15 protein-coding genes are annotated in these 14,454 nt (G+C 58.9%); 1 reads left to right on the top strand and 14 read right to left on the bottom strand.

From position 1 onward, the window contains the following. Positions 1 to 335: 335 nt before the first annotated feature. The 3 genes from cgtA to rplU all read right to left on the bottom strand — a co-directional run bounded on the left by cgtA (position 336) and on the right by rplU (position 2,325). Positions 336 to 1,538 (bottom strand): Obg family GTPase CgtA, encoded by a 1,203-nt coding sequence (cgtA, locus tag AB5Z09_RS00430; protein WP_005339026.1) that lies wholly within the window; start codon positions 1,536 to 1,538, stop codon positions 336 to 338. Between the two features lie 200 nt (positions 1,539 to 1,738). Beyond that, entirely contained in the window at positions 1,739 to 1,996 is a 258-nt protein-coding gene (gene rpmA, locus AB5Z09_RS00425; RefSeq protein ID WP_005339028.1) for a 50S ribosomal protein L27, read from the bottom strand. Between the two features lie 17 nt (positions 1,997 to 2,013). Beyond that, positions 2,014 to 2,325 (bottom strand): 50S ribosomal protein L21, encoded by a 312-nt coding sequence (gene rplU / locus AB5Z09_RS00420; RefSeq protein WP_005304210.1) that lies wholly within the window; start codon positions 2,323 to 2,325, stop codon positions 2,014 to 2,016. A 242-nt stretch (positions 2,326 to 2,567) separates the two neighbouring features. On the opposite strand from rplU, the gene ispB reads away from it, so the two are divergent. Further along, positions 2,568 to 3,539: an octaprenyl diphosphate synthase gene (gene ispB, locus AB5Z09_RS00415; protein WP_043822979.1), complete on the top strand. Its 972-nt coding sequence runs from the start codon at positions 2,568 to 2,570 to the stop codon at positions 3,537 to 3,539. Between the two features lie 81 nt (positions 3,540 to 3,620). Here the strand turns inward: ispB and AB5Z09_RS00410 are convergent, their stop codons facing one another. The 11 genes from AB5Z09_RS00410 to AB5Z09_RS00360 all read right to left on the bottom strand — a co-directional run bounded on the left by AB5Z09_RS00410 (position 3,621) and on the right by AB5Z09_RS00360 (position 14,435). Further along, complete coding sequence (locus AB5Z09_RS00410; protein WP_127007877.1) at positions 3,621 to 3,809, bottom strand: DUF2065 family protein; 189 nt, start codon at positions 3,807 to 3,809, stop codon at positions 3,621 to 3,623. Positions 3,810 to 3,914: 105 nt separating this feature from the next. Then, a complete protein-coding gene (gene hflC / locus AB5Z09_RS00405) occupies positions 3,915 to 4,799 on the bottom strand; it encodes a protease modulator HflC (RefSeq protein WP_005339038.1) in 885 nt (294 codons plus the stop codon). A gap of 3 nt (positions 4,800 to 4,802) precedes the next feature. Further along, on the bottom strand, positions 4,803 to 5,954 hold the full coding sequence (hflK, locus tag AB5Z09_RS00400) for an FtsH protease activity modulator HflK (RefSeq protein ID WP_005339041.1): 1,152 nt from the start codon (positions 5,952 to 5,954) through the stop codon (positions 4,803 to 4,805). 91 nt (positions 5,955 to 6,045) lie between these two features. Continuing rightward, complete coding sequence (gene hflX, locus AB5Z09_RS00395) at positions 6,046 to 7,332, bottom strand: ribosome rescue GTPase HflX (RefSeq protein WP_005339043.1); 1,287 nt, start codon at positions 7,330 to 7,332, stop codon at positions 6,046 to 6,048. Positions 7,333 to 7,395: 63 nt separating this feature from the next. Beyond that, the gene (hfq, locus tag AB5Z09_RS00390) at positions 7,396 to 7,659 is read right to left on the bottom strand and encodes an RNA chaperone Hfq (RefSeq protein WP_005339045.1); all 264 of its coding nucleotides are present in this window, start codon (positions 7,657 to 7,659) and stop codon (positions 7,396 to 7,398) included. 72 nt (positions 7,660 to 7,731) lie between these two features. Further along, positions 7,732 to 8,661, bottom strand: coding sequence for a tRNA (adenosine(37)-N6)-dimethylallyltransferase MiaA (miaA, locus tag AB5Z09_RS00385; RefSeq protein ID WP_167570505.1), 930 nt, complete (start codon positions 8,659 to 8,661; stop codon positions 7,732 to 7,734). Then, positions 8,651 to 10,525, bottom strand: coding sequence for a DNA mismatch repair endonuclease MutL (gene mutL, locus AB5Z09_RS00380; RefSeq protein WP_368194377.1), 1,875 nt, complete (start codon positions 10,523 to 10,525; stop codon positions 8,651 to 8,653). Before mutL ends, miaA begins: the two co-directional genes overlap by 11 nt. Positions 10,526 to 10,528: 3 nt before the next feature. Then, the gene (locus tag AB5Z09_RS00375; protein ID WP_047436150.1) at positions 10,529 to 10,708 is read right to left on the bottom strand and encodes a hypothetical protein; all 180 of its coding nucleotides are present in this window, start codon (positions 10,706 to 10,708) and stop codon (positions 10,529 to 10,531) included. A 16-nt stretch (positions 10,709 to 10,724) separates the two neighbouring features. Beyond that, on the bottom strand, positions 10,725 to 12,416 hold the full coding sequence (locus AB5Z09_RS00370) for an N-acetylmuramoyl-L-alanine amidase (protein WP_368194356.1): 1,692 nt from the start codon (positions 12,414 to 12,416) through the stop codon (positions 10,725 to 10,727). Positions 12,417 to 12,439: 23 nt separating this feature from the next. After that, the gene (gene tsaE, locus AB5Z09_RS00365; protein ID WP_368194355.1) at positions 12,440 to 12,913 is read right to left on the bottom strand and encodes a tRNA (adenosine(37)-N6)-threonylcarbamoyltransferase complex ATPase subunit type 1 TsaE; all 474 of its coding nucleotides are present in this window, start codon (positions 12,911 to 12,913) and stop codon (positions 12,440 to 12,442) included. Between the two features lie 10 nt (positions 12,914 to 12,923). Beyond that, positions 12,924 to 14,435 (bottom strand): NAD(P)H-hydrate dehydratase, encoded by a 1,512-nt coding sequence (locus tag AB5Z09_RS00360; RefSeq protein WP_368194353.1) that lies wholly within the window; start codon positions 14,433 to 14,435, stop codon positions 12,924 to 12,926. Positions 14,436 to 14,454 lie beyond the last annotated feature (19 nt).

Below are 14,454 nucleotides of genomic sequence, written 5' to 3'. Positions count from 1 at the left end.
GCCCGGCCAACCTGCGTATTCATGCATTAACCGGCAAAACGGGCGCAAGAATACTCCAAAAAAATGCACAAACAAGCCCTTAAGACAGAATTTTGCGCATAAATATTTCCACAGGCAAACCTTCCATTAAAACCATAAGATACAGCGGCGCATATCGATTCAATCGACATCGCCAGATGATTGTTTCGTTATTGTTAATTTTGGTGGGCAGTATAATCGGTTATCAGTAGCAGGCAATAAGTGACATCACAAATATACCTAATGAGTTGCTGCTCGATAGACATAAAAAAACCGGAGCCTGTTCAGGCTCCGGTTTTCAATGAGAGTGACGGGGATCAGTCACGGACGTAGATGACTTCAACGCCATCATCTTCGTCGTCATCCCAATCGTCATCATCAAGCCCTTCATCGAAGGCAAGAGAGGCAGCCAGTGCTTCCGCTTCAGCCTTGGCCAACTGGTTCTTGTGGTAGTCATCCCACTTGAACTCCACCTTCTCGATGGCGTCTTTGGCATCTTCCGCCAGCTGACGGGGCATGGTATCCAGCAGATCCAGAATGTCGTAGCAGACCTTCTTGGTGCCTTCCTTGCTGATGGCAGTGATGGCATAGACCGGACCTTCGTGGTTCAGGGCCGCCTTGACGCGATCCATCACCTCCTGAGCTTCTTCTTCCAGGATCAGGTCCATCTTGTTAAACACCAACCAGCGCGGCTTGCCAGCCAGTTCCGGGCTGTACTTCTCCAGCTCCTTGACGATGGTCACGGCATTTTCAGCAGGATCGGAGCCATCAACCGGGCAGATATCCACCAGGTGGATCAGCACGCGGCAACGCTCGAGGTGTTTCAGGAAGCGGATACCCAGACCTGCGCCTTCGGCAGCACCTTCGATCAGACCCGGGATATCGGCGATCACGAAGGAGCGGGAGTTCTCACCACGCACCACACCCAGGTTCGGTACCAGAGTAGTGAAGGGGTAATCAGCTACTTTCGGGCGAGCCGCAGAAACGGCGCGAATAAAGGTAGACTTGCCTGCGTTGGGCAGACCCAGCATGCCGACATCGGCCAGCAGCAGCAGCTCCAGCTTCAGGGTACGCACTTCACCCGGAGTACCATTACTCTTCTGGCGGGGAGCACGGTTGACGGAGCTCTTGAAGCGGGTGTTGCCCAGACCGTGGAAACCACCTTTGGCAACCAGCAGCTTCTGCTCGTGGTGGGTCAGGTCCCCCAGCAGTTCACCGGTATCTTCATCGGTCGCACGGGTACCGACCGGCACACGCAGGATCTTGTCCTTGCCGCGGCGACCGGTACAGTTGGCGCTCTGGCCATTCTCACCGCGCTCGGCAGCATGGAAACGCTCGAAACGGTAGTCGATCAGGGTATTGAGGTTTTCGTCGGCGATCAGATACACGTCGCCACCGTCACCGCCGTCACCGCCGTCCGGACCACCGTTGGGAATATATTTTTCACGGCGAAAGCTTACACAACCGTTACCACCGTCACCGGCATCGACTCGAATCTGGACTTCATCAACAAACTTCATAGGTAACCGTCACCTTAATTCGAAAAACCGATACGCAATTATAGTGGTACAGACCCCTGCGGGCGATACGCATCTTGCCAATCATGCCCGTCAGAGCCAAAGTCAGCTGCGTTCCGTTTTTTCGTCAACGACATCAGAAAGACGTCAGAAAAACAAAAGCCCCGCCTGTTGGCGGGGCTTCGGATCCTTGCGGTCCGTAATTACTCAGCAACGATGCTAACGTACTTACGATTCAGCGGACCTTTAACTTCAAACAGGATTTTACCAGTCGCGGTAGCGAACAGGGTGTGATCCTTGCCCAGACCAACGTTGGTGCCAGCGTGGAACTTGGTACCACGTTGACGAACGATGATGCTGCCAGCCAGAACTGTTTCGCCGCCGAAACGCTTCACGCCCAGGCGTTTAGCTTCAGAATCGCGACCGTTGCGGGATGAACCGCCAGCTTTTTTGTGTGCCATTTATCGGACTCCTCTAATTAAGCGCTGATGCCAGTGATTTTGACTTCAGTGAACCACTGACGGTGGCCCGCTTGCTTACGATGGTGCTTACGACGACGGAACTTGACGATAGTCACTTTCTCGCCACGGCCGTGAGCCACAACTTCAGCTACAACCTTGCCACCTTCAACGAAAGGAGCACCTACTTTAAAAGTGTCGCCTGCAGCAACCATCAAAACTTCGTTGAAGTCGATGGTAGCGCCAGTCTCAACGTTCAGCTTTTCCAGACGAACGATTTGACCTTCGGCCACACGGTGTTGTTTTCCGCCGCTTTGGAATACCGCGTACATTTGATTAACTCCGTAAAGGCATGTCTTTTGCTCAAGGCTAGACATGCGCAAAAACCTATAACAATGGGCGGGCATTCTACGCAAATCGATCTGCTCAGGCAAGGCCAATTTAGCAAAAAGTTTATTTTGTGCGCATATCTGCCGCCGTGGATAAACGCCTAACTGTAACCCATTGTGAAATCGTGTAGAATCCCTGCCATTACTAAAATCGCAGTTATTGCTGCTGTCACGTTACGAGACTTATGGACCAACAGACTATCCGTGCGCTCTGTGCCGCCGACATGACGGCGGTCAATGAACTGATCCTGGCCCGACTCCAGTCCGACGTTAGTCTGATTAATCAGCTGGGTTTCTACATTGTCAGCGCCGGCGGGAAACGGATGCGCCCCATGCTGACCGTGATGGCTGCGCGTGCGCTGGGCTATGAGGGTGAGGATCACCTGAAACTGGCCGCCATCATCGAATTCATTCACACCTCTACCCTGCTGCATGACGACGTGGTCGACGAATCCGACCTGCGCCGTGGCAGGGAGACCGCCAACGCCATGTTTGGCAATGCCGCCAGCGTGCTGGTCGGTGACTACCTCTATAGCCGCTCCTTCCAGATGATGGCCGAACTCTCCAACCTGCGGGTGATGGAGATCCTATCGGATGCCACCAACACCATAGCCGAAGGGGAAGTGTTGCAGCTGATGAACTGCAACGACCCGGATACCACCGAAGAGAGCTACATGACGGTCATCTACTGCAAGACCGCCAAGCTGTTCGAGGCCGCCACTCGCCTTGCCGCAGTGCTGACCCATCAGCCCGAGCCCGTCGAGCAGGCCATGACCGATTACGGCAAGTATCTGGGCACCGCGTTCCAGATCATCGATGACGTGATGGACTACTGCTCCCAGAGCGAAGAGATGGGCAAGAACGTCGGCGACGATCTGGCCGAAGGCAAACCGACCCTGCCGCTGCTGCGCGCCATGGCAGTGGGTACGCCGGAAGAGCGCCAGCTGGTGCGCGATGCCATCGAGCACCGCAACGGCATGGAGCATCTTGAGCAGATCCTCGGCATTCTCGACCGCACTGGCGCGCTGGAGTACTCCCGCATGCGTGCCCGTGAAGAGGCTGACAAGGCCATTGCCGCCCTCGCCATTCTGCCGGACTCCCCGCACAAGCACGCGCTGGAAACACTGGCCCACATGGCCGTGCAGCGCAGTGCCTGAGTAAACGACATGCATGAAAAAAGAGGCCTTCGGCCTCTTTTTTATTGTCTGCTATCTGCTGGACAGTGCATTGCGCCAGACTCAGCGACTCAGCATCCAGAGGATCACGCTACCCGCAACCACTAGCGAACCGCCGATACGGCGCAACTGCTCCGGTGGCTGATCGCTCAGCAGCCGTAACATCTGCTGCCATGCCCTGGGCATCAACAGCGGGCAGAGCCCCTCGAACAACAGCAACAATCCCAACCCCATCAGCATGGATGTCAGCATCCGACCTCCTTGAATGCAACCAGCCCCCTGGGTTTACGGCTGGCGTTGGCACCAAAAACAAAAGGGTCTGACAATGCAGACCCTTTGAATGTGACCTCGTGGCGATTACTGCTTGGTGCCGTGAGGAGACTTGAGGTAACGGAAGAACTCGCTGTCCGGCTTCAATACCATCAGGTCGTTGCCACCGGCAAAGCTCTTGCGATAGGCCTCCATACTACGCACGAAGCTGAAAAACTCGGGGTCTTTCTTGTAGCTGTCGGCATAGATCTTGGCGGCTTCCGCATCCCCTTCACCGCGCAGCTGGCGAGCGTTACTCTCGGCGTCGGCGATCATGACGGTCACCTTGCGGTCGATATCGGCACGCAGGATTTCAGCCTTCTCGCGACCCTGAGAGCGGTGCTCACGGGCAACTGCGGTACGCTCGGCGCGCATCCGCTGGTAGATGGAGTTGGAGACTTCCACCGGCAGGTTGATCTGCTTGATCCGTACATCCACCACCTTGATACCGAGCTCGGAGGAGCGCGCCATCTTCTTCAGGGCATCTTCCATCACGGTACTGCGCTCACCGGAGACGATGTCCTTGATGGTGCGGTTACCGATCTCGGAACGCAGACCGTTATTGATCTTGCGTTTGAGCAGATCTTCAGCCTGCAGCTTGTTGCCACCACCGGTTGCCAGGTAGTACTTGGAGAAGTCCTCGATCTTCCACTTCACGTAGGAGTCGATGATCAGGTCTTTCTTCTCGGAGGTGACAAAACGGTCGGCCTGGCTGTCAATGGTCTGGATGCGGGCATCCATCTTGCGAACCTGGTCTATGAGCGGCACCTTGAAGTGCAGGCCCGGCTCATAGAGGCGGGGCTCACCGGAGTCAACCCGCTTCACCTTGCCAAACTGCACCACAATCCCCTTCTGACCTTCATCAACGATAAAGACAGAGGAGAAGCAGACCATGGCCGCGACAGCGATTGCACCAATAGCTAGCTTTTTCATCTATCAGTTTCTCCCTGAGCTGAAGCGGTCACCGCTACGCAGCGGCATTGTCGGCGTAGAGTTGGCACCCTCGTTGGAAACGGGAACCTGCTCTGTGACCGGGGCGACAGTGGCACGATCAGACTGGGCAGCCTTCGGCTTGCCAGACAGCTTGTCGAGCGGCAGGTAGATCATGCTGTTGTTGCCAGCCGGCATGTCGACCACCACCTTGTTGGCCTGCTGATAGAGCTCTTCCATCGTTTCCAGATAGATACGCTCACGGGTCAGCTCGGGGGCAGCCAGATACTGGGGCAGCAGCTCGTTGAAGCGAGCGACTTCACCCTGGGCTTTCAACACGATCTGGGATTTGTAAGCTTCCGCTTCCTGCTCCAGACGCTTCACCTGGCCACGGGCCTTGGGCTCCACTTCACGGGCATAGGCTTCTGCTTCACGAATGAAGCGCTGTTCATCTTCCTGAGCGGAGATGGCGTCATCAAAGGCGTCTTTCACCTCTTCCGGCGGACGCGCCGGCAGGAAGTTGACGTCGACGATCTGCAGACCCATCTGGTAGGGCTCGATGATGCCATCGATCACCTGCCAAGTCTCCTGACGCACTTTCTCACGACCGGTAGTCAGGACGTCATCCATCCGGGTATGACCCACTACATAGCGCAGGGCGCTATCGGTGGCCTGACCCAGACTCTCGTCGGCATTGGTCACGCTGAACAGATACTGCTCGGGATTGACCACACGGTACTGCACGTCCATCTCGACCCGTACCACGTTCTCATCCTGAGTCAGCATGAAACCGGAGGCAGGCAGGGAGCGCACGGACTCGACGTCCACCGGGATCACCTGATCGATAAAGGTCGGCTTCCAGCGCAGGCCCGGCTCGACAATATGGGAAAACTTGCCAAACCGCAGCACGGCACCACGCTCCGCTTCGCGAATGGTGTAGAAGCCGCTGACGACCCACACCACCACAGCCACAACCAGCGCGATGGAGATACCAAAGCGACCTACATCGCCGCCAGATTTGCCGCCACCAAACAAGCCACCGAAACGGCGACTCACCTTGCGCAGCATTTCATCCAGATCAGGGGGTCCCTGATTCTTGCCGTTATTCCCCCAAGGGTCACGGTCTTTGCCGTTGTTACCAGGCTCATTCCAAGCCATCAGCGTCTCCATTAATACATGCGGATGGATATCATCTCTACCGGGCCATCATACGTTGCGAAGCCCCTAAGGGTTCATCTTCATCAACGAATCAATGCCTGATAAAGCGTTGTAAACTCTCACCTTCCTGTTTCACGAGGCGGTTCCAGTCGGCCACTTGCAAGCGGACTTCCAGCACGAAATCACCCTCCTCGCTAAAACCTTCCTGCTCAATCCCTTTCAGCTGATAGAGCGCACTGCGCAATCTCGCGGCAGAAGGAGGCAACTGCAGGGTGTGATGCACCATGGAGCCAGCCAGCAATTCGGTCAGCGCCGTAAACAGATGCTCACAACCTTCACCAGTCTGGGCCGACAACCAGACGCGCAACGGGCGCCCCTCGTCATCTCGCTCCAGACCTGCCGGACGATCCGCCAGCTTGTCGATCTTGTTGCAGATCATCAGCTGGGGCCTGTCATCGGCTTCGATCTCGGCGAGCACCTGCTGCACGGAGTCGATATTCTCCTGCATCTGCTCATCGGCACAGTCCACCACATGCAGCAGCAGGTCCGCTTCACGGGTCTCCTGCAGGGTCGCCTTGAAGGCCGCGACCAGATCATGGGGCAAGTGTCGAATAAATCCAACTGTATCCGCCAAAATCACATCACCCACATCCCGGATCACCAGTTTACGCAGGGTGGGATCCAGAGTTGCGAACAATTGGTCGGCAGCATACACGCTGGCAGCTGTAAGTTGGTTGAACAAAGTGGACTTTCCGGCGTTGGTATAACCAACCAGTGACACCGTCGGCACTTCGTTGCGGTTGCGGGCGCGGCGTCCCTGCTCCCGCTGCTTGGCCACCTTGTCGAGCCGACGCAAAATCGCCTTGATGCGTTCCCGCAGCAGACGTCGGTCAGTTTCAAGCTGGGTTTCACCCGGGCCACGCAGACCGATCCCGCCCTTTTGACGCTCAAGGTGGGTCCAGCCTCGCACCAGACGAGTGGAAAGATGGCGCAACTGGGCCAGTTCGACCTGCAGTTTACCTTCGTGGGTACGGGCGCGCTGGGCAAAGATATCGAGGATCAGGCCGGTTCGGTCCACCACCCGGCACTGGAACAGACGCTCCAGGTTGCGCTCCTGGGCGGGGGTCAGGGCATGGTTGAAGATGACGACGTCGGCATCCAGCATCTGGACTTGGGACGCGATCTCTTCAGCCTTGCCACTGCCGACAAAAAATTTGGCACTGGGCGCACTGCGACTGGTGGTAATTACCCCCAGCGCATTGACTCCGGCCGAGCTCACCAGCATCTTGAGCTCTTCCAGATCCTCCCGCTCACCCTCATCACTGAAGTTGACATGCACCAGAACGGCCTGTTCGCCAGCTTCATAACGGTCAAACAAGCGCTTGCTCCTTAACAGGAATCATGATGAATCTGAGTTGGCGAGTCGACTCGCCCAGGGATATCACGCCTCGGCATCACCCTGTTCATCAGCCGCGCCACCCGGAGTGGGCTGGTGATGATTGACGGCACGGGCCGGTACGACAGTCGAGATGGCGTGCTTGTAAACCATCTGGCTCACGGTGTTTTTCAGCAGGATAACAAACTGGTCAAAAGACTCGATCTGACCTTGCAGTTTGATGCCGTTCACCAAATAGATAGAAACAGGAATCCGCTCACGGCGCAGCGCATTCAAAAACGGGTCTTGGAGAGATTGCCCCTTAGCCATTTTTCTTTTCCTTATAGTTTGTTGTTTTTAAACACCGAATATCAATATAACAACCTGATTATACAGGGAGTGTCAAGCCGCACCAGCGCGAGCAAGCACGCGGTCGAGATTGCCAGACTCACCAGATTCCAACCAGGTCACGTCGGGCCAGCCGCGCAACCAAGTCATCTGTCGTTTTGCCAATTGGCGTGTGGCAACAATGCCACGATAACGCATCTCATCATACCCCACTTCACCGCACAGGTAGTCCCACATTTGGCGATAACCCACACAGCGAATGGAGGGAAGATCCGGGTGCAGATCGCCGCGCGCCATCAGCGCACGAACCTCCTGTTCAAAGCCGCCTTGCAGCATCTTGTCAAAGCGCAGTTCGATCCGCTGATGCAGCACGGCGCGATCGCTCGGGGCGATGGCAAACTGCAGCACCCGATAGGGCAAGCCCTCCCCCTGCACCTGCGTCAGCTCGGTAAGTGTCTTGCCGCTGATGCGGTAGACCTCCAGCGCCCGGGAGAGTCGCTGCGGGTCATTGGGGTGAATTCGCGCCCCGGCCACCGGGTCAATGCGCACCAGCTCGTCGTGCAGCGCCTGCCAACCGAGGCGGGCAGCCTCTTCCTCAATCCCGGCACGAATGGCGGGATCGGCGGAGGGCAGCGGGGACAATCCCTCCAGCAACGCCTTGAAATAGAGCATGGTACCGCCCACCAGCAGCGGAATGCGGCCACGGTCGGCGATCTCTTTCATCTCCCGCAGGGCATCCTTGCAAAAATCGGCTGCCGAATAGCTCACAGCGGGATCAAGAATGTCTATCAGCCGGTGCGGAGCCCGCGCCAGTTCATCAGCGGTGGGCTTGGCCGTACCTATATCCATGCCGCGATAGATCAGCGCAGAATCGACGCTGATGATGTCGCAAGGCAATGCCTGGCACAGTTCAATGGCGAGATCCGTCTTGCCGGAGGCCGTCGGCCCCATCAGAAAAATTGCGGTCGGCAAGTCACTCGCCATGTTCAAACTCCTCCAGCACGGTCGCCAACGAAAGCGGGCGCACCATACGCATGTCACCAAGCTGGTCACTGAAATCAGTCACAAGTTCCGTCAGCAGACGACTGGCAGTTGAAAAATCGTATATCTTCTCGCGGCTTATCCCCTGCTCCACCAGCCATTGGCATAATACTTCAGCCTGCTGACCAGCATCACTGTCAGATCCGCCCTCGATAATTTGCAGCAATTCGGGTAACAGACGCACCAGATCGGTCTGGCGCAGCAGAGCCGGCACCCGAGTCAGGATCATGGTGTCGCGCCCCCCGCTTTTCAACTCCAGCCCCATCCGTTTCAGCAAACGCTCCTGCTCGGTCACCAGCGCGATCAAATTCTTCGGCAGCTTGAAGGAGACCGGCAGCAACAGCGGCTGGGCCGCCAGCCCCTGACCCCAGGTCTCCAGCAGCCAGTGGCGCAGCAGCACCCGCTCGGCGCGCACCAGCGAGAGCAGCGCCAGCTGATTATCCCGCTCGATCAACAGGTAGGCCTGATCCACCAGTGTCAGGGCGCGACATCCCCCCTGTTTGGGTGACGGCACCGTGTCGGTGGACTGTGCGGGAGCAGCCTCAGTCGCAGTTGCGATAGGCAGCGTGGTGAGCAGAGCGCCCATGCCACGCATCGCCTCCCGGCTCGGCGGCTCGGGCGGTTGATAGTTGCTGGCCCGGCCTGCCCCCCCGCAGCCCCCTTCCCGCACCTGCGCCGGCGCCCGATAGCTGTGTTCGGCGCCATACCACTCGGTACGCGGTGCCTGACCGGGATATTCGATCTGCGGACTGACCGGCAACTCGACCAGGGTTTCGGCCAGCGGCACATCCTGATGAGCGGCGCTGACTCCTTCGCGGCGCAGCGCAGTAAACAGCGCCTGAAAGATAAAGTCGTGGATCAGTCGCGCCTGATGGAAGCGCACCTCATGCTTGGCCGGATGGACGTTGACATCCACCTGACGGGGATCCAGCTCGATATAGAGCACATAGGCGGCGAAGCGGTCGGGAGGCAACAACTCGTCATAGGCCTGACGAATGGCGTGGTTGATGAGCTTGTCGCGCATCATCCGGCCGTTTACGTAGGTGTATTGCAGATCGTTTTGCGGTCTTGCCCCCTCCGGAGTCGCCAGCCAGCCCCACAAACGCACATCGCTGTGTTCGCTCTCCACCGCCAGCGCATGGTGCATGAAGGGAGTACCGCAAACAGCGGCGAGACGTCGCTCCTGCTCCGGCACGGTATTGGCTGCCTTGTACTGGCGCACCACCTTGCCGTTGTGGCGCAGGATCAGGGTGGCATCGAAGCGGGAGAGCGCGATGCGGCGCACCAGCTCGTCGATATGGGCAAACTCGGTCTTTTCGCTGCGCATGAACTTGCGCCGCGCCGGGGTATTGAAGAAGAGATCCACCACCTCCACCGTGGTGCCCACCGGATGGGCCGCCGGCTTGATGGTGACGCTCATCTCGCGCCCTTCCGCCTGGGCTTGCCAGGCTTCTGACTGCTCGGCGGTACGGGAGGTGAAGGTGAGACGGGAGACCGAGCTGATGGAAGCGAGCGCCTCGCCACGAAAGCCGAGGCTGTTGATCCCTTCCAGATCGTCCAGCGTGGCCACCTTGGAGGTGGCATGACGCGACAGCGCCAGCACCAGCTCATCTTTGGCGACACCACAGCCGTTATCACGGATGCGGATCAGCTTGGCGCCCCCCTTGTCGATGTCGATCTCGACCCGGTCGGCCCCCGCATCCAGGCTGTTTTCCACCAGCTCTTTCACCACAGAAGAGGGCCGCTCCACCACCTCTCCGGCTGCAATCTGGTTGGCCAGAATGGGTGGCAAAATACGGATCGGCATCATTTACTCCTGAATTTCTATCTTGCGGATGGTCAGTCTCTTAAGGCTCCAGGAGGGCCGCTCTACCACCTCTCCACCAACCGGAATCTGGTTGGCAAGGATAGGGGGCAATATACGGATCGGCATCGCTGACTCCTGAATTTCAATCTTGCTGATGGTATTCGCTAACAGCGGGAGCGGCATCACCCGCTCCCGCGCGTCAGTTTTGCGGAATGTAGAGCACCTGCCCTACCTGAATATTCCGCGACTTGAGCTTGTTGATCTCTACCAGCCGAGCCTGACTCACCCCATGTTTCTCGGCAAGGCGGGAGAGACTCTCGCCCCGCTTGACCACATGGCGGATCATCTGCGACTTGTCGTCACTGCGAACGGGGGCGGCAGCGCGGCTCTGCCCTTGCTGGGGAATATAGATGGTCTGACCGATCTGAATATCCCGGCTGCGCAGCTGGTTGATCTCCACCAGAGTGGACTGACTCACCCCATGCTTCTCGGCAAGGCGAGAGAGGCTCTCACCCCGTTTGACCACATGGCGGAGCATCCGCGATTTGTCATAATCCCCCACACTGCTGACCGGTGCACCGCTCTCCTGCGCTGCCGCCGAGTAAGGCTTGATCACCCCGACGCCAGAGCCGCTCCCAGCACCGCCGTCGCGGGCGGTGGCGGGCATCTTGTTGGTCACTACCGGCTGCGACTGTGCCTGCCTGGGCTGGCTCACCGGCTGCCGGGCTACCGGTGCAGGGCGAGTGGTCGCGACAGGTTGGCTCACCAGCCCCTTGCCGGTCAGCATGGCCCCCTTGGTCGGGTGGGCGCGGTAGTAGTTGCGGATCCCCTCGAAGATGGCACGGGCCAGCTGGTCCTGATAGCTGGCGGTGGCCAGCAGCTTCTCTTCCGCATGGTTGGAGATAAAGCCGGTTTCGACCAGCACGGATGGAATATCCGGCGCCTTCAGCACCGCCAGACTGGCGTGTTCCGGCGCCTTCTTGTGCAGTCGGGCGACCTTGCCCATGGAGCGCAGGATCTGGCGGCTGACGTCATACCCTTCGGCACGGGACTTGTCCATGGAGAGGTCGAGGAAGGTCTGCGCCAGATAGGGGTTGGGATCAGATTCCGCCAACACCTTGCCGACACCGCCCAGCAGTTCGCCCTGCTTCTCCTGCTTCTCCAGCCAGCTACCCATCTCGCGGTTGGCACGGTTGGTCGACAAGACCCAGACCGAGGCACCGCGCGGGGTCGAGTTATGAAAACTGTCTGCATGGATAGAGACCAGCAGATCCGCCTTCGCCTTGCGGGCAATCTCGGAGCGCTTGTTGAGGTCGACGAAGTAGTCGCCACGACGGGTCATCACGGCGCGCATCCCCGGCTCGCGGTCGATCAGTGCAGCCAGCTTCTGGGAGACCGCCAGCGTGACCCGCTTCTCGTAGGTACGACGCGGGCCAATGGAGCCCGGGTCTTCCCCGCCGTGGCCCGGGTCGATGGCAATCACCACCCCCTTGCCCTTGCCACCGACAGGCGTGGATTGCACCGCAGCCGCCGAGCGCTTCTCTTCATAAGGAAGGTCGATGACCAGACGGTGGCCATAGGGCCCGGCTGGCGCCAGCGGAAAGACCACTGGCTTGATGGCGGAGCTGAGATCCATCACCAGCCGCAAACCGCCCTTCTCCAGCGGTGTACTCTGGCGGATCTTGCGCACCAGTTCGCTGTTGTTCTCGATCCGGGCCAGATTGGCGGCGTTGCTCGCCCCTTTCAGATCGATCACCAGCCGATCCGGGCCGGTGAGGGTGAAGTAGTTGTAATTGGGGGCGCTGCTCATATCGAGCACCACCCGGGTGTTATCCGGTGATGGCCAGATTCGTACGCTCTTGAGCTGATTCGCCCAGGAGGGTAACGCCATCAAAGAGAGAGCAATAACAAGGATCAAGCGCACGTAGATGACAACCGTTCCAGAATGGCTTCGCCAATAGCAGTGCGAGCCTCTATCAGAACCTCGCGCTGCTCGCCTACATAGGTGAGGGTAATTTCCAGGTCGGGAGCCGGTAACCAGCCCTCGCCCTTCTCGGACCACTCCACCAGACAGAGAGTGTTGGCGGCAAAATAGTCCCGAATGCCCATGAATTCCAGCTCTTCCGGATCAGCCAGGCGATAGAGATCAAAATGGTAGACCTGCCAGCCATCGAGCTCATAGGGTTCGACCAGAGTGTAAGTCGGGCTTTTTACCTTGCCCTGATGGCCAAGGCCCTGCACCCAGCCGCGGGTCAGGGTGGTTTTACCGGCGCCAAGCGTGCCATGCAAAAACACTGTGGTCGCCCGCTGGCAGGCTTGTGCCAGACGGCCACCCAGTGCCACGGTTGCTGCCTCGTCCGGCAGTGTCATCATCAACTGTTTTGCCATGTTCTTCTTTTTAACTTGTAATGGTGTCGGGATTAACCAGTTTGCGGATCAGTGGCAGCAGATCTGACGCCAGCATGCCCCGCTCGCCGTCAGCGGCGGCCTGATCTGCAGCCTCGCCGTGGATCACGGCGCCCAGCCAGCTTGCCATGGTGGCAGACCAGCCCTGGGCCAAAAGGGCGGCGATTATACCAGATAACAGATCGCCCATCCCGCCACTTGCCATGCCGGGATTGCCTTCACAACAGAGAGCGACCCGCTCGCCGTCATAAATAAGTGTTCCCGCCCCTTTTAACAACACCACACCGCCATAGCGCCGCTGCAGCGCCTGCACGGCGGCAAACCGGTCGGTTTCAATCTCGGCAATGGTGCATCCCAGCAGGCGCGCCGCTTCGCCGGGATGGGGCGTGAGCACCCAATTATCCTGATGGCGGGGAGATTGCGCCAGCCAATTCAATCCATCGGCGTCCAAAACCAGTGGCTGCCGTTCGGTGAGATAACGGGCGATTTGTGCTCTTCCCCACTCATCCTGACCGAGGCCGGGGCCAATGACCCGCACCGACGCCCACCCCTCGTCATCAGCGGTAGTGAGACTCATCAGTTCGGGTTGATAGAGGCTGACCGGTGGATGAGCCGGATGCTGACACACCCGCACCAGCCCGGCCCCCGCCCGCAGGCAGGCGCGGGCCGCCAGCACGATGGCCCCCTGCATGCCGCGATTGCCCCCCACCAGCAGCACCTTGCCATAAGAGCCCTTGTGGGAAGCGCGCTGGCGCGGGGTCAGTTGCGTGCTCAGCTGCGGATAATCGATACGCCAGGCGGCGGGCAGCATAGTGTCATCAGGCGTGACGCCAAGGGGATCACAGTCGAGCTGGCCGACGCAATCCACCCCATCGCCGGTGAGCATCCCCTGCTTGATACCGATAAAGGTGAGGGTGCGAGTGGCCTGCACCACGGCCCCCATGGCACGGCCGGTATCGCCGTTGAGGCCGGAGGGGAGATCCACCGCCAGCACGGGCACAGCCAAGCCATTGATTGTTGCGACGATCTTTGTCAGTAGTGGCGAGAGGGACGTGTTGACGCCGGTGCCAAGCAGGGCATCGACCACCAGATCCGGGGCGGAGTGCTGGTCCTTATCAAACTGCTCGGCCAGCCAGACCCGGCCACCGGCCGCCAGCCACTCATCGGCGGCCCGTCTGGCATCCCCCTTCAGCTGGTCGGGTGCCCTGGCGGCAATCACCACCACCTCGATGCTAATCTGGCGGGCAAGGCGGGCCAGCACATAGCCATCACCGCCGTTATTACCGGGGCCGACGAAAATCCACCAGCAGCGACTGTCGGGCCAATGCAGGGTGGCATAGGTGCGCAGCGCGGCACCGGCTCGCTCCATCAGGGCATAGAGAGGTTGCCCCTCACGCGCGGCCCAGTTGCGCTCCAGTGCGCGGATCTGTTCAGTCTGCCACAGCCCCTGTGGTAAACTGCCCTCCTCTTTTGTGCCCAACGCGCCCCTGATGATCTCTACCATGACGGCTCCCGCCTCTTAT

This window comes from Aeromonas sp. R2-2 (assembly GCF_040908355.1).
In the GTDB taxonomy this organism is placed as follows: Bacteria; Pseudomonadota; Gammaproteobacteria; order Enterobacterales; family Aeromonadaceae; genus Aeromonas; species Aeromonas veronii.
The sequence above is the reverse complement of the archived record's forward strand: the minus strand, read 5'-3'. Positions and strand labels throughout refer to the sequence as shown.